We start from the raw sequence: 21,674 nt of genomic DNA on the forward strand, positions 1-21,674 counted from the left end.
AATGGTAGTAAAAAAGACAATAGGAGATTATATATTTGATTCACTCAATTATATATTCCTCGCATTAATAGCTTTTCTGTGTGTGGTTCCAATCGTACATGTATGCTTTGCATCAATTTCAGAACCCGCACTTGTTGATAAGGCTACAAGTTTTATTCTTTTGCCTTTAGGTAAGCCATCACTTAATGCTTACAAGATTATCATGCGTTACAAGAACATCTGGATCGGCTACAGAAACACAATCGTTTATGTTGTAGCACAGTGCCTTATAACCAGCGTACTTTCAGTTATCGCAGGTTATATCACATCAAGAAAAAGATTTCGTTACAGAAATGCACTTATGATGTTCCTGGCATTCACAATGCTGTTTAACGGCGGAATGATCCCAACCTATATGGTAGTAAATAAGCTGGGACTTTTGAATACAAGAGCTGCGCTTTTGATTCCGCAGGCCATGGGCGTTTTCTATATCATTATTATGAGAACAGCTATCCAGGCTATTCCGGATTCTCTTGAAGAATCTGCAAGAATTGACGGAGCAGGGGAGTTGACAATCATGTTTAAGATCATCCTTCCTTTGTGTAAAGCGACCTTTGCAGTAATCATTCTGTTTATCGCAGTTGGTAAGTGGAATGAATGGTTCCCGGCTCTCCTGTATCTGCCTACCGCAAGAGATAAGTATCCTCTTCAGATGTTCATGAGAGAGATTTTGATTTCTGCGCAGAACTCCACAAATTCAGTTACTGCTAATGCAGGCGATCTTATGGATAATGCTCAGATGTATAAGACACTGGTTAAATACGGATCAATCGTAGTATCAACACTTCCGATTCTCGTTATATATCCGTTCGTACAGAAGTACTTCGTTACAGGTGTAATGGTAGGATCTGTAAAAGGTTGACATTGAGGACTTGATGAGGTTCTTTCGAATCTGGTCCGAAAGTCGTTCTGGTGAGGGCTTTAGCCCGAGAGCAGAACTTCATTATTGGTATCAATTAAAAATGATATAAATGAAAGAGAGGTAATTTTTAATGAAAAAGAAGGTATTGGCAGTAATGCTGACAGCAGCAATGCTTGCAGGAACTATCGCAGGCTGCGGTAGTAAGGGTGCAGACACAGGTTCAGGCACTGATTCAGCAAGTTCAGGGGATGCAGCTGTAACAGCAGATGCAGGCGATTGGACATGGCCCCTTGCAGAGAAGAAGGAGCTTAGCATCTGGATCGTTTGGAGTAACGACTATGTAGAGAATCCTAACGACCTTAAAGCTATCCAGAAGATGGAAGAGCTTACAAACGTACATGTTAACTGGCAGGTAGTAGACGCTGCATCCGCTCAGGAGCAGTTCGGTCTTATGCTTGCATCCGGTGAGTATCCGGATATCATCCGTGACTGCGGAACATATTATCCCGGCGGAACAGAGAAGGGTGTACAGGACGGCGTCCTTGCAGACCTTACAGACGTAGCAGATAAGTATATGCCTAACTATCAGGCACTTCGTAAGAGCAATCCTCAGCTCGAAAAGGATACTGTAACTGATGAAGGAAAGCTCGTTGGAGCACGTACAATTGCTTCCTACTTCGGTGATGTATCAGGTGAGAGAGTATGGGCAGGTATGGCACTTCGTGGTGACTGGCTCAACGATCTTGGTCTCGAGGTTCCCAGAACTATCGATCAGTGGGAAACAGTTCTTACAGCATTCAAGGAGAACTATCCTGAGTGTGAAGCACCTCTTATGATCGGTACAAACGGATATGATTACTTCAGCCATTTCCTTTCAGCTTATGGATGCCTTGGTGAATTCTACAAGGATGGCGATAAAGTTAAGTATGGTCCTCTTGAAGATGGTTACAAGCAGTGGCTTACACTTTTCCATGACTGGTATGAGAAGGGACTCATCGATCCTAACTTCATGACAAACGCAGCTGACATGATGAGCCCTCAGGATTACATGGGAACAGGAAAATGCGGTGCAGGTATCCAGCTTTGGGGATTCACAGCTGACGTAATGAAGGCTCAGGGTTACAATAATGATGAGGACTTTAACATCGTAGCAACATCATCACCTGTACTTAAGGAAGGTGACACACCTGAGATCGGTTTTGCAACATCTGACCTTGTTAAGGAAGAAGTTGGTATCGCAGCTACAACAAAGGATCTTGAGCTTGCATGCAGATATCTTGATTTCTGGTACACAAACGAAGCTATGCTTCTTGATTCAGTAGGTATTGAAGGCGAGTCCTATACAAAGGACGGCGACACATATCACCTCACAGATGCTATGCAGCAGATGGTAGACGAGGGTAAGGTTAACACACTTTCAGAGGCAGTTTACACATATTCACTTGGAACATCTGATTTCGGTCTTTACAACTGGGGTATGTTTGATCCTATCTACGAAGGAAATTCAGCCCTTAATGCTTATGATGAATTCAATAAAGACAAGTTTGATCTTATGCTTCCTTCCTGCATGACACTTACAGATGCTGAGAACTCTGAGTATGTAACACTTTACACAGATATCCAGACACTTGTTCGGGAGAACACAGTTAAGTTCATCACAGGCGAGCAGTCACTTGATGACTACGATGCATTCGTAGAGCAGCTTAAGACATACAACATCGATCGTTGCATCGAGCTTAAGCAGGCAGCACTTGATCGTTACAACGCTCGTTAATTTCAGAAAAAGAGAAGGTATTTAACAATATAAGGGTAGGGGGAAGCTGTTATCCCCCTACCCGATTAATTTCAGAAAAGTGGGGACATAAAAATGAAATTTTTTAAACAGGATGAATCAACAATCGTAAGTACAAAGGCCGGAAAACTTCAGGGATATTTCTATGACGGTACTTACATTTTCAAGGGCGTGCATTACGCTGAAGCAGAGCGTTTCTGTCAGCCCACAGAGGTAGAGCCCTGGGAAGGCATCAAGGATGCAACATCTTTCGGAATGGTTTGCCCTCTTATGCAGCAGGATACACCCAGAGGAGAGCTGATGGTTCCTCATGCATACTGGCCTCAGGATGAACATTGCCAGAACCTTAACATCTGGTCAACAAAACTTTGCAAAGATGCTAAAAAGCCTGTAATGGTATGGCTTCACGGCGGCGGATTCTTTGCAGGTTCTTCTATAGAGCAGCTCTGCTATGACGGAGCAGCAATGGCTAAGGAAGGCGACGTAGTAGTTGTTACAATCAACCACCGTCTCAACCTCCTTGGATACCTTGATCTTTCTCCTTTTGGTGAAAAGTACAAAAATTCCGGAAACTGCGGTAACGCAGATATGGTAGCAGCCCTTAAATGGGTTAAAGAAAACATCGCAGCTTTCGGCGGCGATCCCGACAACGTTACAATCTTTGGTCAGTCTGGTGGCGGTATGAAAGTTACCTCTCTTATGCAGACACCTGAAGCTGATGGACTTTTCCAGAAAGGTATTGTAATGAGCGGAGTACTCGGCAAAGACTTTATGGATACAGGAAAGGGTGATGGCAGACCGATCGTTACAGCTATGCTTAAAGAACTAGGACTATCTGAGAACGACGTAGAGAAGCTTGAAACCCTTCCTTATCCGGCTCTTTGCGAGGCTTATGGCAAAGTAGTTGAGGATATCAAGAAGCAGGGACTTTACACAGGTATGTCACCTATGATCAATGACTGGTACAAGGGTGAGCCTCAGTTCGTTGGATTCACAGAGAATTCCAAGAAGATCCCGCTTATGATCGGTAGTGTATTTGGCGAATTCGCATTCATGCCTCTTACATTCGATAAGACAAAGATGACTGAAGAAGAGATGAGAGCAAAGGTTGCAGAGACCTTTGGTGATCAGGCAGATGAGCTCATTGAGAAGTTCAAGGCAGCTTATCCTGATAAGAAGATTGTTGATCTTATTTCTTATGACTCAATCTTCCGTGCGCCTACTAGAGTACTCATTGAGGAAGCAAGTAAGAGAACAGAAGCACCTGTTTACTCTTATGTATTTGCTCTTGAGTTCCCGATTCAGCACAACAAGCCCGCTTGGCACTGCTCAGATATTGCATTCTTCTTCCACAATATCGATCTCGTACCTGTAGCAAACGTACCCGGCGTATCCGATAAGCTTCAGGAGCAGATCTTCAAGGCAGTAATGAACTTTGCAAGAACAGGCGATCCTAACCACGAAGAGCTTCCTACATGGGATGCATCCAAGCCTGGTGATGAAGCTACAATGATCTTTGACAGAACCTGCGAGTGTAAGCACAACTTTGATGCAGAGCTCGTAAAGCTTCATTCAAGCATTATTCCGAAGTTTATGTTCGGCGGAGATGTTGAAATTCAGCACTAATTCATATCTTAAATATGGTCATGACAGGCAGCTGCGTATGTAGCTGCCTGTTTTTATGATAAAATATAAATATATTCATTAAATTCCAAGAAAACGGACAAAATGGCGAAGAAACATATTTTAGACGAACTTAAAAACTTAAGAGACAGTGATCTCTATCCTTTACATATGCCCGGACATAAGAGAAATAAAAATGCAGGTCCCATGGCAGGCTATATGGATATTGATATCACGGAGATAGATGATTACGATAACCTCCATGATGCAGAGGGTATGATTCTTGATGCGGAAAAAAGAGCAGCAAAGCTGTACGGCGCAGAGGAGACGCATTTTCTTGTTAATGGCAGTACCTGCGGAGTACTAAGTGCGGTATCAGCAGCTGTTTCTAAAGGCGGAAAGCTGATAACTGCAAGGAATTGTCATAAGTCTCTATACAATGCAGCTTATTTGAGGGAGCTTTCGCTTTCATACATCATGCCGGAATGTACCTGGCTTCTTGGCAGGATAAGTCCTTCGTCAGTCAGAGAAGCCCTTTTACAAAATGAGGATGCACAGGCACTTTTTATCACATCTCCAACATACGAGGGAATATCATCAGATATAAAGGCCATAGCAGATATCTGTCATGAAAAAGGAGTTATCCTTATTGTGGATTCAGCCCATGGGGCGCATTTCGGCTTAGATGAAAGGCTCCCTAAGAACGCAGTAAATGAAGGCGCTGACATAGTAATATGCAGTGTTCATAAGACCTTGGCCTCAATGACACAGACAGCGCTGATACATGTACAAGGAGATTTTGTTAACAGAGAAAGACTTCGCAGATATCTTAGGATTTATCAGTCGAGCAGTCCTTCATACGTATTAATGGCATCAATTGATTCCTGCCTAAGGGACATTGAAGAGCGGGGCGAGGAAGTATTTTCAAGGCTTCTCGCATACAGAACTCGAATTGAAAAGGAAACTGCCGGTTGCAGGAATATATTTATTCCTGACATGAACGTGATAGCTGATCCGGGAAAAGTACTGATATGCTCGGCATCAGCAAATATCACAGGGCAGCAGATATATGATATACTTCGTTTAGAGTATCATTTGCAGCTGGAGATGGCAGGAGATACCTACGGCCTTGCCATTATCACAGGTTACGATACGGATGTAGGAATAGACAGGCTGATACAGGCCATAAAGGATATGGATTTGCGACTTGCCGGTAAAGGTAATCCCGGTGAGTACAAAACCTTTAATATTCCAAGAGCAGTTTTTCCTTTATATAAAGCATGGGATGCAGAGTTTGAATATATCGACATATCTGAGGCAGCAGGCAGGATTGCGGGAGATTTTATAAATCTCTATCCGCCGGGAATACCTCTTATAGTCCCCGGAGAAACCTTTGATAAAGATCTCATAGCAGAAATTGGGGAATATATTAATGCGGGTATGAATGTCCAGGGCGTAGAAATTGCGCATGCCGGAGATAGAAGATTAAAAGTAATAAAAAGTGAAAGTTAAGTTGGAGTAATTAATACTGATGGGAAAGATTTATGAAATAATGGGCAGGAGCTCCTGCGGTAAGGATACTATATACAAAAAGCTCCTTGAGAGAGGTAATGCGAACCTTAATAAGGTGATCATCTATACCACAAGGCCCATGAGAGACAGAGAACGCGATGGTGTACAGTACTTTTTTTGTGATGAAGAGCGTTATCTGGAATTCAAAAACAGTCGAAAGATAATAGAAGAGAGGACCTACAACACTGTCTATGGGCCCTGGCATTATTTTACCGTGGACGATGGACAGATAGATTTGGATAAAGGAAATTACCTTATAATCGGCACAATTGAGATGTATACATCGATCAGGGATTACTTTGGCAAAGACAAGGTGGTGCCCATGATGATCCAGGTTGATGACGGAGTGATCCTTCAAAGAGCCCTTGGAAGGGAGCTGAAAAGGGAAAATCCCGGATATGATGAGATGTGCAGAAGATATCTGGCGGACAAGGCGGATTATTCTGATGAGAATTTGAAGGCAGCAGGTGTCGATAATTTTTTCAATAACGACGGCGACATCGAGGAGTGTCTTAGCGAAATCGAAGCATTTATCCTTGCGGATGAAAAATAAGAGGAAACCTAATGGATATACGAATAGACAATATTCAAAATACACAGCAGGTTCAACAGACACAGTCACAGCAGGAGGTAAGCGGTGACTTTAAATTCACGCTTACAAGTAAGATTGAGGACTCGTCTCTGGCGGAGCGCCTTAACCTTATGATGCAGGACATCGTTCAGCAGGGAAAACAGATATCCAAAAAGAACGATATCAGAGACATGCAAAGATATCGCTTTCTTATTAAGGATTTCCTTAATGAAGTGGTTACGAGATCCCATGCCTTTTCCAGAGAAAATTTCCTGGACAGAAGAGGAAGACACAGGGTTTACGGCATAATCAGACTTATTGATGAAAATCTTGACGAGCTGGCACAGGAGCTTGTTAAGGATGAAAAGGACAATATCCAGATACTGGCAAAAATAGGCCAGATTCAGGGATTACTGCTTGATATATTTACGTAATGACGGGAGGAGCTGCAAAAATGGCGCATTTTGCAGATATTATTGATCAGGGACAGATAGTGGAACACATGCAGAATGCCCTGAGAACAGGAAAAATATCCCACGCATATATTATCTCCGGTGATGTCGGATCCGGAAAAAAGCTTATAGCTGATACATTTTCCAAGGCAATTTTATGTGAAAACAGAAAAGATGACGGTAAGCTCATAGAGAGCTGCGACGAATGTCATTCCTGCAATCAGACAGAGAGTGGATCTCATCCTGATATCAGGAAGGTGACCCACGAGAAAGCCACTATCGGTGTTGACGATATCAGGCAGCAGGTCTGCGATGATGTTTACATCAAGCCCTATTCCGACCATAAAATCTATATAATACCGGAAGCCGAAAAGATGACGGTTCAGGCTCAAAATGCTCTTCTTAAGACCTTGGAAGAGCCGCCTGCATACGCGGTTATCATCATTCTGACAGCCAATATAGATGCATTTTTGCCAACAATACTGAGCAGATGCATTGTTTTTCAGATAAAACCCGTAAGGGACGATCTTCTTATGAAGTATCTTATGGAAAAAAGGAAGATTGTGGATTACAAGGCAAGGCTTTCTGTTTCCTTTGCTCAGGGCAATATAGGAAAAGCAATTCTGTTATCTGAGAGCGAGGAGTTTGAGAGGCTTAAAAACGGCACAATTGATCTGCTATCGAGGATGGAGAGACTCACCGTAAATGAAATTGCAGACAGAATGTCCGATATGCTGATCACAGGTAATGCAGTCGAAGAGAGTGATGATTCCGACACTGAAGAGAAAAAGGCAAAGTCCACATCCAAAAAGCCGGATCCTGTAGCGGTTAATAACTATCTTGATATATTAATGTTTTTGGGCCGTGATTTCCTTGTGTATAAAGCCGAGGATAGCGCTGAACACTTGATTTTCGCGGATAAACTGTCGTATATTAGTAGTGTTACCACAAAATGTACGTATAAACAGATAGGCAATATGATCAAAGCTGTCGATGAGGCCAGAAGCAGGATAAAAGCTAACGTTAACGTGCTTCTTACTCTTGAGATGCTAATGCTAAATATAAAGGAGAATTTATAATATATGACCAGGGTTATCGGCGTCAGATTCAGAACGGCCGGAAAGATCTACTATTTTGATCCCGGGGATTTTGAGATAAAAAAGGGAGACCACGTCATCGTTGAGACTGCCAGAGGTATCGAGTTTGGAACAGTTCTCAGTGATCCCAGAGACGTGGAGGATGAAGAGGTTACAAAGCCCCTCAAGGGCGTTCTTCGTATGGCAAATGACAAGGACGTTGAGCAGGAGGCTACCAACAGGATAAAAGAAAAGGAAGCATTCCGCATCTGTAAGGAGAAGATCATCAAGCACGGTCTTGAGATGAAGCTTATCGATGCAGAATACACCTTTGATAACAATAAAGTGCTGTTCTATTTTACAGCAGATGGACGAATCGATTTCAGAGAACTGGTTAAGGATCTTGCTTCAGAGTTCAAGACCAGAATTGAACTTAGACAGATAGGTGTACGAGATGAGACCAAGATAATAGGCGGATACGGCATCTGCGGAAGACCGCTTTGCTGCCACTCTTATTTATCCGATTTCATTCCTGTATCTATCAAGATGGCCAAGGAGCAGAATCTTTCACTTAATCCCACCAAGATTTCAGGTGTGTGCGGAAGACTTATGTGCTGCCTTAAAAATGAAGAGGATGTATATGAAGAACTCAACCGCAAGATGCCCGGAGTAGGCGATATTGTTGCTTCTAACGATGGCCTTGAGGGCGAGGTTGCAAGCGTTAATATTCTCAGACAGACAGTTCGTATCCTTGTGGATGTGGATGATGAGAAGGAAGTACATGAGTATCATGTGGACGACATCACCTTCCTTCGTAAAAAGCAGAAGCATAAGCAGAACAATGCTCCCAAGGAAAAGGATGTAGATGAAGAAGCACTTAAGGCTTTAGAGCAGGAAGACATCTCAGGTCTTGATGATGACGGAAATGCAGGAGCGCCTAAGGCTAATAAGGGCGATAGAAACCGCGACAGGAAAAACAACGATAGAAGAGACAGACAGAATAAGCAGAACAAGCAGGGCGGTCAGAATCGTCAAAATAACCAGAACCCTCAGGATGCTCAGAATGCTGCCGGCAAAGATAACAATCAAAACAATCAGAACAGTCAAAATAATCAGCCGGGAAAAGGCGCAGCTGAAAAGGAAAACGCCCAGAATAATCAGGGCGCAGGTGTAGAAGCTGCTGAGCAGAAGGGCCAGAATGACGGCGATAACAGGAAAAAGAAGAATCGCCACGGCGGAAACAGAAAGAACTTTAACAGAAACGGCAATAAAGGTGGCGGTAAGCCCCAGGGCCAAAAGGGTAACCAGGATGGAAGCACCAAAGCTTAAGACAGGTGAGAGACTTGATGACCTTCAAAGGAACGGTTTTCAGATAATCCAGAATCCCGAGAAATTCTGTTTTGGCATGGACGCTGTGCTTTTATCTGCTTTTGCAAGTGCGGGAAAAGGGGCAAGAGTCCTTGATCTTGGCACGGGTACAGGAATCATTCCGATACTTATGGCAGCTAAAACACAGGCAAAGGAACTGGTAGGACTGGAGATCCAGGAAGAAAGTGCAGATATGGCGATGCGCAGCGTGATGCTAAATGATATAGCTGATCGCGTGCGCATTGTATGCGGAGATATAAAAGAGGCGGACAAAATATTTGAACCTGCCTCTTTTGACGTTGTGACAACAAATCCTCCATATATGATAATGGGCCATGGACTAAGAAATCCTGAAGGACCAAAAGCCATAGCCAGACATGAAGTACTCTGCGACCTTGATGATGTACTAAGGGCTGCAAAGATCATGCTTCATCCGGGCGGTAAGTTTTACATGGTACACAGGCCCTTTAGACTTTCAGAGATTTTTGTAGCCATGACTAAACACAGGCTTGAACCTAAAAGAGTGCGCTTTGTGCACCCTTACGCCGATAAAGAGCCAAGCATGGTTCTCATTGAGGGCCTTAGGGATGGAAAGCCCAGGTTGTCTGTCGAGCCCCCGCTTATTATTTATAAAGAAGATGGCAAATACACAGATGAAGTAGCCGAGACTTACGGCTTTTAAGTATTAATTGCAATTAAAATAGGAGTTCTAATGGAAGAAAACAGAACGGGTATGCTTTATTTGTGTGCTACTCCCATAGGAAACCTTGATGATATCAGCTTCCGCGTTCTCGATACGCTGAAAAATGTAGATATCATCGCTGCGGAGGACACAAGAAACAGCATAAAGCTGCTTAATCATTTCGATATTCATACAGAAATGACCAGCTATCACGAATACAACAAGGTGGAGAAGGCAGAGTATCTTATAAGACTCATGAATGAGGGTAAGGATATCGCCCTTATCACAGATGCGGGAACTCCTGCCATCTCAGATCCCGGAGAGGTTCTGGTCAGAATGTGCCATGAAGCAGGCATTATTGTGACATCGCTCCCGGGGCCTGCAGCTTGTATCACAGCCCTTACGCTCTCAGGACTTAGCACCAGAAGATTTGTCTTTGAAGGTTTTTTGCCTCCTGCAGATGATAAAAAGGAGAGGCGTAGGATACTGGATAGTCTTAAGGACGAGCACAGGACTATCATCATGTATGAAGCACCTCATCACTTAAGGGGAACTCTGGCTGACCTTGCGGATACACTTGGGGACAGAAAGATCACCATTTGCAGAGAGCTTACAAAGAAGTTTGAGGAGATAGTGCCCACAACCATAAGCTCAGCCATAGCTTTTTATGAGGAAAATGATCCAAGAGGGGAGTACGTACTTGTAATAGATGGGGTAAGCCTTTTGGAGCTTGAAAAACGAGGTCAGGAAGAATGGCTTAAAATGAGCCTTCAGGACCACATGGCCTACTATGAAAAGGACGGCATGAGCAGGAAAGATGCCATGAAGCAGGTTGCTTCAGACAGAGGAGTTGGAAAGCGCGATATTTACAAGGCTCTTTTGGAGGAAGAAGGTAAGGAATAAGATTTGGGGAGGATAAATGCAGGCAGATTTACTTAAAACCACATACATTCTTATCGCTGTCATAGCAGTTATCCTGATCATGGTGGTTATAGTTCTTCTAATTAGGAGATGGAGAAACAGACCGCTTCCCATGGATGAGCTTGGCGGCCATGAATTTGAATACTACTGCGCAGACCTTCTAAAAAGCCACGGCTTCCAGGAAGCTACGGTTACCAAAGGAAGCGGAGATTTCGGAGCAGATATCCTTGCGGAGAAGGATGGCGTAAGCTATGCGGTGCAGTGTAAGTGCTACGACAGGCCAATCGGCGTAAAGGCCATACAGGAAGTATATGCGGGGAAAGATTTCTACGACTGCATGGTTGGCGTAGTAATGACCAATCAGTACTTCACAGAGCCCGCAGTCACTATGGCAAAGAAGCTAAACATCATGCTTTGGGACAGAGGCTATATAGATAGTATGGAAAAGGAAAATGAGCATTAGCGAGGATTAAAAAAGAGGCTATGGAACAAGTTAAGTTCCATAGCCTTTAGTTATTTAAGCTGCTCTAAAATTTTATCAGAAAATATCTCTTCCCTTTTCATCAGCTATTCCGCTTTTTCTAAAGAAGTAGGAATTCACCTGATCGCGCCACTCCCTGGCATTGTGAATCTGCATGTCAAAGCGCTGCTTTACTCTTGCAAATGCTTCAGGTTCAATCTCCTTTTCAAGGCTGTCCCACATAGCTGCAAGCTCTTCAGCTTCTGACTCACCCTCAAAGTGGGTATCGTAGATGTACTGTATGAGAGTTCTGCCATCCATCATCTTCCAGGTGTAAGGAATGTGATGGAAGAAAAGAAGCAGTTCTTCAGGGCAGGTCTTAGGATCATTGTAGATTTCAGCATTTTCCTTGTAGTACTGCTGAGCATAGCCTGTACCCTTATCGCTTCTGTCTACGCCAAGTCCCAGGTGGTCTGCTCTGTGGTAGGTGCCCCATCTTGAGTATTCATAGCCATCCACACTTGGTCCGTAGTGGGTTTCAGGAGTAACCATCCAGCCAATTCCAAGAGGACAGGTATATTTCTCGTATATTCTTCTTGAATCAAGAAGCATCTTTACAAGCTTATCCTCAGCATCCTCGCTAAGTGCAAAGGTCAGCTTAACCCACTCTCTTGCAATCTCTTCAGAAGAAAGTGTCGTATCAAAAGCAAGTCTTCCAAAGCCGTAGGTGTTGGCAGCAGCCAGGTCGTTTCCTGTCCAGTTGAGGTCGTTACCGGTATTAATAACAGCGGCGATTCCGCAGTTCTTATTTCCAAAAGCTTTGCCGCTTATGACATCTGCTACAGTATCCTTATCATCCTGGCAGTGTGTTCTGAACTCAAGAACTTCCTTGAACATGGGCATAAGATAGCATAAGTCGATCTGATGACCTGTATATTCCTGGGCAATCTGCACCTCCAGCATCTGATTTGTTTTTGTAAGACCGCCAAGAAGGGGAGAAACAGGCTCTCTTATCTGGAAATCCATGGGGCCGTTCTTAATCTGAAGAATAACATTGTCGTGATACTCACCGTCAAGATCCTTGAAATAGTCATAGCCTGCGCGGGCTCTGTCGGTCTTTTTATCTCTCCAGTCCTGAGTGCAGTTATACACAAAGCATCTCCAGATTATGAGTTTATCGTATTCCTTTACGATGTCTGCCAGCATATTTGCGCCGTCTGCCTGTGTCCTTCCATAGGTAAAAGGACCGGGTCTTCCCTCAGAATCGGCTTTTACAAGGAAACCTCCAAGTTCAGGAAGCTCTGTGAATACTTCTTTGCATTTATCCTTCCACCAGGAAATAACACCTTCATCAAGGGGATCGCAAATGTCCATTCCACCGATCTCAATGGGAGATGCAAAGTTAAGTGACAGGTACATCTTAATTCCATAATCAGCAAAAACTTCAGACAGTTCGCGGAGCTTTGAAAAATATCTGTCAGTTATCATGTAGCTGGCAGCCTGCTTTACATTTACGTTGTTAATTACGATGCCATTAATGCCGATGCTTGCCATGAAACGTGCATAATCACGGGTCCTGTCATCAACAATAATCTCATTATTAACATAGAAAAATGATCTTCCCGAATAACCTCTTTCAATGCTGCCATCCATATTGTCCCAATGGTTCATCATACGAAGCGGATTATCAGGCTCTGATAATAGCTCAAAATCAGCGTCAACTTCTCTTAAAGTGATAAGTCTAAGAAGCTCGAACATTCCATAGAGGGCACCGTTTTCGTCGGATGCGCCGATTGTAACTGTGCTTCCCATCTTTTTAACAACAAAGCCTTCCTTAGCTATGGATGAATCCTTTATTACCTTAAGCTCTGTGTCAGCACCGGTATCTGTAATCTCAGCTCCCGTAAGTTTTGGAAGAGCAAGAGAAACTTCGTTTTTAAGGCTATTAATAACTCTGTTTTTCTCATCAAATCCATCAAAAGAAATATGCCATTTTCCGCCATCATCACTTACTTTGTGATAAGCAAGCCAAAGCTGTGACCAATCTGTATTTTTCACTGTAATAATTCTCCTTAATGTACAAATAATGCCATGTAACACAATAATTCTAAAATTTTTCGTGGTACATGGCATTTCAATATTTGCGAAGTTGTATTTACTTATTGCTTAGGTAATAGCCTTTGTTTTCCATCTTCCAACCTTGTAGGTAAGGAAGGTTATGAATGCACCAAGGGTCCAGGTAATCAGCATTGAGAGCTGCATCATGTAGCAGTTACCCTGGGGAAGCTCAGGTGATTTTGTAAGGTTTACAAAAATGTAGGCCATAGGTACACGCATGATGATCGATGAAAACATGGAGATCCACATGGGAGCAACAGTATCACCGGCTCCGCGCATAATACCTGAAAGGCACTGGGTAACCTCCATGGCGATATAGCCTACGATCAGAATACACATCATCTTATAGCTCATCTCGATAAGCTCATGGGTACTGGTGAAAATTCCCATGATGTATTTTCCAAAGATAATGATCAGCACTGAGAGCACTGCGGAAATACCCATAGCAGCTAAGGTTCCGCTCTTTGCACCCTTTTCTACGCGGTCGATTTTTCCTGCTCCGATATTCTGACCTGCAAAGGTGGTCATGGCACTTCCGAATGAGAATGCGGGAAGCATTACGAATCCGTCGACTCTCATAACGATTACGTTAGCAGCTATATACAGCTCGCCGAAGGTATTTGTAAGATTCTGAACAACTATCATGGACATTGAGAAAATTGCCTGGGTAACACCTGAAGGAAGTCCAAGCTTAATGAGGTTCATAGTGTAGAACTTCTCAGGGATAAGGTACTCCTTCTTCATGTCGAAAACATCTGACATTTTGGTAAGCTTTCTCATACAAAGGAATGCTGATACAAACTGAGCAAGTACTGTTGCAAGGGCAACACCTGCAACACCCATTCTGAAGGTGGCAACAAATAAAAGGTCCAGTGCGATATTAAGGGATGTAGCAACCAGCAGATAAATAAGTGCTGAAACAGAATCTCCAAGACCGCGCAGAATTCCGCTCATTATGTTGTAGAATCCACCGCCCAGGATTCCGATGAAGATGATCCACAGATAAACCGTACACCAGTCAATGATGCTCTCCGGGGTTCCAAGGAGTTCCAGTATGGGCCTCGTTATTATGGGACCCATGATCATAATGATAAGTGATGCTATTGCTGTCAGTGTGATACTGCAGCCAATTGCTTTTGATAAGTGTTCCCTCTGCTTAGCGCCAAAATACTGGGAAACCATGATTGATGCACCTACTGCGATACCCATGAAAAGAACAAGCATGAGATTAAGGATGGGACCTGCACTTCCGACTGCTGCAAGTGCGTTATCACCAACAAATCTTCCAACTATTATGCTGTCTGCCGTGTTATAAAGCTGCTGTGCGATGTTTCCCAGAAGCATGGGAATGGTAAACTTGACAATCTGCCTGACGGGGCTGCCCTCTGTCATGTCAACAGGGGCGAAAATACTTTTTAAATTCATAACTTTCACCAACTTCTTTTTCTTTCTCTTCTTTAAATATATGTTAATGAAAAGTATGACAATTGTCAAGGTTTTTGCCCTGCCATTATTTCACAAAATAGTGCCTTCCAAGCCAGCGTGAAATGCCGTCAAGGCCCGGATATACTATTCTTTCGGAGATGTTTTGGTGATCAAGCATGTCCCTAATCTGCCACCTCAGTTCTTTTTTGATAATGTACTTAACAGTTTTTTCTGTATTCTTGTCAAGGAAGCCCTGAATGTCCTCCATGGCACTTGGAATAACCGCAAAGAATGAGTACTGGTTCACGATTCTGACATCAACGGATGGAGGCTCGATTATAAGCAGTGATTCTGAACCCATATCATCATCGTATTGCTCAAGGGAGGAGCAGGCTTCTGCCAGCATATCAACGGAAAATACAGTGGTTGCGTACTTTGTTGCGATTTTTTGATATTTTTCCGGTAAAAGATCGTGGAGCTCGTGGATGTCAGTTCTCCAAACAACGCTGTCGTGAGCTTCCATCTCATCCATATCATTTTCTGTTACGGAGAAATGGAGAGCCATAAGGGGCGAAAATGACCAGTCAAGAAGCCTTGTGGGAAGACCGTGATGCTGTCCGAAGATCATCTGTCGCCAAATGGAGCGCTCAATTGTGGGTTCTTCAAGGGCTGCGTATTTTGTGAAGTTTCTCAGCATACAGGGTTCAAGTTCTTTTCTTTTGTCCTTGCAATTGCGCATAAGACTGGTGGTAAGGGGAAACTCTGCATCGGGCTGGCCCCTGTAGACAAAGAGATTTCTGTGACGATCTAAGTCTTTTCTGTATTCCTGTTCGGAAACCATATCAAAAAGGGAATTCATATCAGAAATTTCAACCGTTTTAATCATATTGAGGACCCTCATTAAGAATGAAAACATTTATGGTTGCTTACAATAATATTTTATCACATTGCGCAATTTTTAAGTGCATTGAAGCAACGAATGAGTGGAAAAAATAAGGGCTAACACTTACAATTTGCTCATCAAACTGACTTTAGTTATAAGAGGATTCGATATGAACAGAGAAGAAGCAAGAAAAAGAGCAGAAGAACTTGTTAGCAAGATGACCGTTCAGGAGAAGGCATCTCAGCTTAAGTTCGATGCAGAAGCAATCGACAGACTAGGAATTCCCGCATATAACTGGTGGAACGAGTCTCTTCACGGCGTAGCAAGAGCAGGTACCGCAACCATGTTCCCTCAGGCAATAGGAATGGCTGCAGCTTTTGACGAGGAGCTTATGCAGGAAGTGGGCGAAGTAATCGCTACTGAGGGCAGAGCCAAGTACAACGAGCAGAGCAAACGCGGTGACAGAGATATCTATAAAGGTCTTACATTCTGGGCACCCAATGTAAACATCTTCCGTGATCCCAGATGGGGACGCGGTCATGAGACTTATGGTGAAGATCCCTTCCTTACAGGAAAGCTTGCAGTGCCTTTTATCAAAGGTATGCAGGGTGATGGTGAGTATATGAAGGTAGCTGCATGTGCCAAGCATTTTGCAGTTCACTCTGGTCCTGAAGCTTTAAGACACCATTTTGATGCAAAGGCTTCCAAGAAGGACATGGAGGAGACATATCTTCCCGCTTTTGAGACCTGCGTTAAGGATGCAGATGTAGAAGCTGTAATGGGAGCATACAACAGGACAAACGGTGAACCCTGCTGCGGACACGAGGTTCTGATGAAGGATACTCTTCGCGGAAAATGGGGCTTTAAGGGACATTTCGTTTCCGACTGCTGGGCTGTTCGTGATTTCCATGAAAACCACAAGGTTACAAGTATTCCTGAGGAATCAGTAAAGCTTGCCCTGGAAATGGGATGTGATCTTAACTGTGGTTGCACATATCAGAGAGTAATGAATTCATACAGAGCAGGAATGCTTGATGAAAAGTATATTACAGAATCATGTATCAGACTTTTCACAACAAGATTCCTTCTTGGTATGTTTGATGAGACAGAGTATGACAAGATTCCTTACACTGTAGTAGAGAGCCCTGAGCACCTTGCAGTTGCAAGCAGAGCCGCTCTTGAAAGTGTAGTAATGCTTAAAAATGACGGCGTTCTTCCTCTTAAGAAGGGCGAATATAAGACAGTGGGCGTTATCGGTCCCAATGCAGATTCCAGAGTTGCTCTTATGGGTAACTATCACGGAACAAGCTCCAAGTACGTAACTGTACTTCAGGGAATCCAGAACGCAGTAGGAGAGGACACAAGAGTTCTTTACTCAGAAGGCTGCGATCTTTGGAAGGAAAATATCAGCGGACTTGCTAATCCCTTCTATCCCGACAGATTATCAGAGGCTCAGACTGTTGCTGAATATTCAGATATCGTATTTGTTGTTCTGGGACTTGATGAGACCCTGGAGGGTGAAGAGGGTGATACAGGTAACCAGTTCTCATCAGGAGATAAGAACGACCTTAACCTTCCTCTTTGCCAGAGACTTCTTTTGAAGAATGTCCTTGATATGGGCAAGCCTACCGTTGTCATTAATATGTCAGGAAGCTCTGTAAACCTTGAGCTTGCAGACAAAAGAGCAAACGCTATCCTGCAGGCATGGTATCCCGGAGCAAGAGGCGGCGAGGATATCGCTAAGATCATCTTTGGCGAAGTATCTCCATCAGGTAAGCTTCCTGTAACCTTCTACGGAGAAGGCAAAGATCTTCCTGAGTTTACAGATTACTCAATGAAGAACAGAACCTACAGATATTACGAAGGAACTCCTGAGTATCCCTTCGGTTTTGGACTTACATACGGCGATAATAAGGCACTTTCCGTGAAGACCGGCGACTTTACAGAGGACGGAATGGACGTCACTGTAACAGTTAAGAACGACGGAAAAGTGGCTACAGATGACGTAGTCCAGATCTATATAAAGGATATGGACAGCGAATTTGCAGTTAGAAATTACAGCCTTTGCGGCTTTAAGAGAGTAAGTCTTGGCGCCGGCGAAGAAAAGGATGTAACAGTTAGCTTGGATAAAAGAGCATTCACTACAGTTGATGAAGACGGAAACAGAGAGATTTTCTCTAAGAACTTCACAATCTATGCCGGCTTCTCACAGCCTGATGAGCGTTCTAAGGAACTCACAGGATACGAATGTGTATCTGCAAAAGTTACACTCTAAAAAGCTCATAAATACCTTCTATTATACGGCGGCGGACCTTTCATGGTCCGTCGCTGTTATTTTACCTAAAAAGCAAGATAGAGGGCGATAAGTGGGACAACTGTGTATGGAATGGTTTACGAAATCACATTATAATCATATCAACATAAAAAACATGCAGATAGCACGCATTGCTGATATACTGATTTTTGTTATGAAAAAAGTAGGAGGAAATAAATGGAAGTAGAAAAGAATGTACGCAAAAAAGTAGAACACTACAAGGACAGAAAAATCGGACCCTTTATTCCGATCATAATCGTTCTGGTTTTCCTTGCAGGTGCAGCCTTTGACTCCTTTTATAATGTAAGTGAGCAGGAGCAGGCAGTTGTAACACAGTTTGGTAAGGTTGTGGCTACCAATTCAGCAGGACTTTATTTCAAGGTTCCCTTTATCCAGGCTGTTCACAAGGTAGATATGACAACCCACGGTATAGGAATCGGATATACCATAGATGGAAACGGCCAGAATATCACTGTTGAGGATGAGGGTCTTATGATCACCTCTGATTTCAACTTTGTTGATATCGATTTCTATCTTGAATACAAGGTTAGCGACCCCGTAGCTTATATCTACAACACAAGTGATCCTGAGACCATCATGAAAAATGCCGCACTGGCAAGCATCAGATCAACAGTTATCAACTTCCCTGTAGATGAAGTAATCACCACAGCTAAGGGCCAGATCCAGTCCGATGTTAAGACACTTTTATCAAATGAACTCACCAAGCAGAATATCGGTCTTTCAGTTGTGAACGTATCCGTACAGGACGCAGAGCCCCCGACGGATGAGATCAAACAAGCCTTCAAGGCTGTAGAAACTGCTAAGCAGGGAAAAGAAACCGCTGTAAACAATGCTAAAAAGTATCAGAGTGAGCAGGTTCCCGCTGCAGAGGCAAGTGCTGACAGAATCGTTCAGACTGCAGAAGCTGCCAAGGCTGCAAGAGTTGCAGAAGCAGAAGGTGAAGTTGCAAAGTTTAACAGCATGTTTGAGGAATACAGCAAATACCCTCTTATCACCAAGCAGAGATTATTCTATGAAGCTATAGAGGATGTCCTTCCGGATGCAAAGCTTATTATCACTGATGGACAGACAGAAGAGATACTTCCTTTGGATAGCTTCAATCAGAGTACTACAGAAATGGCTCCTATTCTGAATTATGGAGACACTACTGAGACAACTGATCAGAATACAGATGGTGAATAAGATATTGGAGGATATGATATATGAAAAAAACAATAGCCGGAACCCTGGTAGCGTTTATCGCTTTAGCACTGGTGGTAATCCTTGGCAATTCATTATTTACAGTTCATCAAAAAGAATTTGTTGCAGTAAGACAGTTCGGTAAGATTGTACGCGTTGAAAACGAGCCCGGTCTTAAGATGATCACTCCTTTCGTACAGTCAACCCAGAGAATTAATGCAGCGATCAAGATGTATGACATCCCTAAATCCGATGTCATCACAAGAGATAAAAAATCCATGATAGCAGATACCTACGTGCTTTGGAGAGTTGTTGAGCCCGTTAAATTTATCCAGTCACTTAATGCTATCGATTCAAGGGCTCAGGAGAGAATAGAAGCTGCTGTTTACAATGCTACAAAGACAGCTATCTCTTCAATGAGTCAGGATGAAGTTATCGAGGCAAGAGGTGAGACTCTCACAAAGCTCATCACAGATGATGCCAACTCAGATATGGACGGATATGGCATTGAGATAGTTACAGCTCAGATAAAAGCTCTTGACCTTCCGGATGACAACAGAACCGCTGTATATGAGCGTATGACATCAGAGCGTAACAACATCGCAGCTTCTTATCAGGCAGAAGGTGCAGCAGAAGCTCAGAAGATAAAGAACGAAACCGATAAAAAGGTTGCTATCTTAACAGCAGATGCCGAGAAAACCGCAGCACAGCTTGAAGGTGAAGGCGAAGCAGAGTACATGAGTATTCTTTCTGAAGCCTATAACACAGAGGATAAGGCAGATTTTTACAACTATGTTCGTTCTCTTGAAGCAATGAAAAAATCCTTAAACGGTGGACAGAAGACAATTATTCTTGATAAGAATTCTGAGATTGCAAGACTTCTCTATGGCATGAACTGATAAATTAGAGCCCAAACCCGTACCTGGCGGGTGTTTTGGAAATATATATAAAACAGAAGAGGCTATGGAACTTAACTTGTTCCATAGCCTCGATTTTGTTTAAAGCCTTTTGCCAGGGTATTACTTATAAATATCCATGATTGCGTCTACAACGCTTTCTCTGTACCAGGTCAGGTTGTTACGGTCAAATATTGCAAAGTGCTCATTGCCTTCCTCATACTGACCATTATCCCACCAGATGCAGGGTACACCATTTGCTTTTGCAATTGAGAGGTAATCAGAAACCCATCTTGTTACGTGGGTTATATTGTCATTTTTGTGGATAGCTCCGTATTCAGTGATGATAACAGGAATATCCTTACTTAAGAAAGTCTTCTTTAAGTCATTGAATACATCCTGAATATCCTTTTTGTGGCTGCCATCCCATGTGTTTAACTCCCAATCTTCATCGATGTCAAAGGTAAATGCATAAGGTGTGTAGGCATGTATTGATACGCCTATATGGTCATCCTCGGGAATCTCAACATCATTAATTGTTACAGGAAGAGGAGATGCAGCAACGGATGTTATAAGAAGAAGTCTCTTCTCATTGTTGCCGCCTGTTGCTCTTACTGTATCAACAAAGGTCTTGTTAAGACGATTTAAGCATTTTCTTACTTCGTCTGTTCCGCCGTCCCATTCATGGGCATCGCCCTTAATTCTGGGCTCGTTCAGACCCTCGAATATAAGGTGATCTCCGTAGTCTTTGAAGTGTTCTGCGATTTGCTTCCAAAGTGCAGCGTGTTTTTCATCGACTTCATCAATGTGAGCATCATCAGGGATTCTCCAATCCTCCTCATGATGGGTGTTGAGGATTACATACATTCCATCATCAAGGGCGTAGTTTATAACCTCTTCAACTCTGGAAAGCCAAGCTTCATCAACGGTGTAATCCGGTGCTTCGCCTATGTGGTCCATCCAGGTGGTGGGAATTCTGATAAGGTCAAAGCCCTTGTCGTGAAGGACATCAATCATATCCTTGGTGGTCTTGGGGTTACCCCAGCTGGTTTCAGCAGCGACTCCCTTTGTGCCGTGGGAGTCGAAGGTGTTTCCAAGGTTCCATCCTGTGGTCATTTCAGCGACCAGGTCTTTTGGTGAAATATCTCTCATTTCGTATTTATCCCCCGCTGCTGCAGGTGCATCTTCTGTTGTTTCGGCATCTGCTTCCTCAGCATCGTCTGTAGCTTCTGCTGTTTCTTCTGTTTCTTCTGTTTCTTCTGTGGCAGTGGTTTCGGCTTCCTCAGAGGCAGCAGTTTCTGCTTCCTGTGTAGCAGCCGGCTCTGCAGGCTTTTGTCCGCAGCCGCTTACTGTGGTAGCCATAAGGGCTGCAGCAACCATAACTGCCGAAATATTTTTCTTAATTACATGTGACTTCATT

Annotated in this window: 17 protein-coding genes and 1 pseudogene; 14 read left to right on the forward strand and 4 right to left on the reverse strand. The window is 43.3% G+C overall.

Going from position 1 to position 21,674, the window contains the following annotated elements:
- The first annotated feature begins 1 nt into the window (after nt 1).
- The 11 genes and pseudogenes from G603_RS0104450 to G603_RS0104500 all read left to right on the forward strand — a co-directional run bounded on the left by G603_RS0104450 (nt 2) and on the right by G603_RS0104500 (nt 11,421).
- Nucleotides 2–901, forward strand: coding sequence for a carbohydrate ABC transporter permease (locus tag G603_RS0104450; RefSeq protein ID WP_026669437.1), 900 nt, complete (start codon nt 2–4; stop codon nt 899–901).
- A 130-nt stretch (nt 902–1,031) separates the two neighbouring features.
- Nucleotides 1,032–2,675, forward strand: a complete 1,644-nt coding sequence (locus tag G603_RS0104455; RefSeq protein WP_026669438.1) for an extracellular solute-binding protein — start codon at nt 1,032–1,034, stop codon at nt 2,673–2,675.
- Nucleotides 2,676–2,768: 93 nt separating this feature from the next.
- On the forward strand, nt 2,769–4,319 hold the full coding sequence (locus G603_RS0104460) for a carboxylesterase/lipase family protein (protein ID WP_035792028.1): 1,551 nt from the start codon (nt 2,769–2,771) through the stop codon (nt 4,317–4,319).
- Nucleotides 4,320–4,421: 102 nt separating this feature from the next.
- Nucleotides 4,422–5,828 (forward strand): aminotransferase class I/II-fold pyridoxal phosphate-dependent enzyme, encoded by a 1,407-nt coding sequence (locus G603_RS0104465; RefSeq protein WP_035792030.1) that lies wholly within the window; start codon nt 4,422–4,424, stop codon nt 5,826–5,828.
- Between the two features lie 19 nt (nt 5,829–5,847).
- Nucleotides 5,848–6,441: a guanylate kinase gene (locus G603_RS0104470; RefSeq protein WP_026669441.1), complete on the forward strand. Its 594-nt coding sequence runs from the start codon at nt 5,848–5,850 to the stop codon at nt 6,439–6,441.
- Nucleotides 6,442–6,452: 11 nt separating this feature from the next.
- Nucleotides 6,453–6,893, forward strand: a complete 441-nt coding sequence (locus G603_RS0104475; RefSeq protein ID WP_026496267.1) for a YaaR family protein — start codon at nt 6,453–6,455, stop codon at nt 6,891–6,893.
- 20 nt (nt 6,894–6,913) lie between these two features.
- Complete coding sequence (locus tag G603_RS0104480; protein WP_026669442.1) at nt 6,914–7,990, forward strand: DNA polymerase III subunit; 1,077 nt, start codon at nt 6,914–6,916, stop codon at nt 7,988–7,990.
- Between the two features lie 3 nt (nt 7,991–7,993).
- Nucleotides 7,994–8,908, forward strand: a pseudogene (locus G603_RS23055) (PSP1 domain-containing protein); the annotation flags it as partial.
- Nucleotides 8,909–9,296: 388 nt separating this feature from the next.
- A complete protein-coding gene (locus G603_RS0104490) occupies nt 9,297–10,037 on the forward strand; it encodes a tRNA1(Val) (adenine(37)-N6)-methyltransferase (RefSeq protein ID WP_026669443.1) in 741 nt (246 codons plus the stop codon).
- Between the two features lie 30 nt (nt 10,038–10,067).
- Nucleotides 10,068–10,940 (forward strand): 16S rRNA (cytidine(1402)-2'-O)-methyltransferase, encoded by an 873-nt coding sequence (rsmI, locus tag G603_RS0104495; RefSeq protein WP_026523704.1) that lies wholly within the window; start codon nt 10,068–10,070, stop codon nt 10,938–10,940.
- A 16-nt stretch (nt 10,941–10,956) separates the two neighbouring features.
- Nucleotides 10,957–11,421, forward strand: a complete 465-nt coding sequence (locus G603_RS0104500; protein WP_026523705.1) for a restriction endonuclease — start codon at nt 10,957–10,959, stop codon at nt 11,419–11,421.
- Between the two features lie 75 nt (nt 11,422–11,496).
- Here the strand turns inward: G603_RS0104500 and G603_RS0104505 are convergent, their stop codons facing one another.
- The 3 genes from G603_RS0104505 to G603_RS0104515 form a co-directional block, all read right to left on the reverse strand.
- Nucleotides 11,497–13,476, reverse strand: a complete 1,980-nt coding sequence (locus tag G603_RS0104505; RefSeq protein ID WP_242834833.1) for an alpha-glucuronidase — start codon at nt 13,474–13,476, stop codon at nt 11,497–11,499.
- 108 nt (nt 13,477–13,584) lie between these two features.
- Nucleotides 13,585–14,961, reverse strand: coding sequence for an MATE family efflux transporter (locus tag G603_RS0104510; protein ID WP_242834834.1), 1,377 nt, complete (start codon nt 14,959–14,961; stop codon nt 13,585–13,587).
- Between the two features lie 85 nt (nt 14,962–15,046).
- Nucleotides 15,047–15,847: an FRG domain-containing protein gene (locus tag G603_RS0104515; protein WP_035792032.1), complete on the reverse strand. Its 801-nt coding sequence runs from the start codon at nt 15,845–15,847 to the stop codon at nt 15,047–15,049.
- A 166-nt stretch (nt 15,848–16,013) separates the two neighbouring features.
- Between G603_RS0104515 and G603_RS0104520 the strand changes: the two genes are divergently transcribed.
- The 3 genes from G603_RS0104520 (at nt 16,014) to hflC (ending at nt 20,257) form a co-directional block, all read left to right on the forward strand.
- Nucleotides 16,014–18,119: a glycoside hydrolase family 3 C-terminal domain-containing protein gene (locus G603_RS0104520; protein ID WP_026669447.1), complete on the forward strand. Its 2,106-nt coding sequence runs from the start codon at nt 16,014–16,016 to the stop codon at nt 18,117–18,119.
- 216 nt (nt 18,120–18,335) lie between these two features.
- Nucleotides 18,336–19,361: an FtsH protease activity modulator HflK gene (gene hflK / locus G603_RS19210; RefSeq protein WP_035792035.1), complete on the forward strand. Its 1,026-nt coding sequence runs from the start codon at nt 18,336–18,338 to the stop codon at nt 19,359–19,361.
- Between the two features lie 20 nt (nt 19,362–19,381).
- A complete protein-coding gene (gene hflC, locus G603_RS0104535; RefSeq protein ID WP_026523710.1) occupies nt 19,382–20,257 on the forward strand; it encodes a protease modulator HflC in 876 nt (291 codons plus the stop codon).
- A gap of 120 nt (nt 20,258–20,377) precedes the next feature.
- Here the strand turns inward: hflC and G603_RS19215 are convergent, their stop codons facing one another.
- A complete protein-coding gene (locus G603_RS19215) occupies nt 20,378–21,673 on the reverse strand; it encodes a glycoside hydrolase family 5 protein (protein WP_035792092.1) in 1,296 nt (431 codons plus the stop codon).
- Between the last annotated feature and the right edge of the window lies 1 nt (nt 21,674).

The organism is Butyrivibrio sp. AE3006, from assembly GCF_000424165.1.
GTDB lineage: Bacteria > Bacillota > Clostridia > Lachnospirales > Lachnospiraceae > Butyrivibrio.

Coding starts and splice junctions, on each gene's coding strand:
- G603_RS0104450 (WP_026669437.1), top strand. CDS start 2: ATGGTAGTAAAAAAGACAATAGGAGATTATATATTTGATTCACTCAAT.
- G603_RS0104455 (WP_026669438.1), top strand. CDS start 1,032: ATGAAAAAGAAGGTATTGGCAGTAATGCTGACAGCAGCAATGCTTGCA.
- G603_RS0104460 (WP_035792028.1), top strand. CDS start 2,769: ATGAAATTTTTTAAACAGGATGAATCAACAATCGTAAGTACAAAGGCC.
- G603_RS0104465 (WP_035792030.1), top strand. CDS start 4,422: ATGGCGAAGAAACATATTTTAGACGAACTTAAAAACTTAAGAGACAGT.
- G603_RS0104470 (WP_026669441.1), top strand. CDS start 5,848: ATGGGAAAGATTTATGAAATAATGGGCAGGAGCTCCTGCGGTAAGGAT.
- G603_RS0104475 (WP_026496267.1), top strand. CDS start 6,453: ATGGATATACGAATAGACAATATTCAAAATACACAGCAGGTTCAACAG.
- G603_RS0104480 (WP_026669442.1), top strand. CDS start 6,914: ATGGCGCATTTTGCAGATATTATTGATCAGGGACAGATAGTGGAACAC.
- G603_RS0104490 (WP_026669443.1), top strand. CDS start 9,297: ATGGAAGCACCAAAGCTTAAGACAGGTGAGAGACTTGATGACCTTCAA.
- rsmI (WP_026523704.1), top strand. CDS start 10,068: ATGGAAGAAAACAGAACGGGTATGCTTTATTTGTGTGCTACTCCCATA.
- G603_RS0104500 (WP_026523705.1), top strand. CDS start 10,957: ATGCAGGCAGATTTACTTAAAACCACATACATTCTTATCGCTGTCATA.
- G603_RS0104510 (WP_242834834.1), bottom strand. CDS start 14,961: ATGAATTTAAAAAGTATTTTCGCCCCTGTTGACATGACAGAGGGCAGC.
- G603_RS0104515 (WP_035792032.1), bottom strand. CDS start 15,847: ATGATTAAAACGGTTGAAATTTCTGATATGAATTCCCTTTTTGATATG.
- G603_RS0104520 (WP_026669447.1), top strand. CDS start 16,014: ATGAACAGAGAAGAAGCAAGAAAAAGAGCAGAAGAACTTGTTAGCAAG.
- hflK (WP_035792035.1), top strand. CDS start 18,336: ATGGAAGTAGAAAAGAATGTACGCAAAAAAGTAGAACACTACAAGGAC.
- hflC (WP_026523710.1), top strand. CDS start 19,382: ATGAAAAAAACAATAGCCGGAACCCTGGTAGCGTTTATCGCTTTAGCA.
- G603_RS19215 (WP_035792092.1), bottom strand. CDS start 21,673: ATGAAGTCACATGTAATTAAGAAAAATATTTCGGCAGTTATGGTTGCT.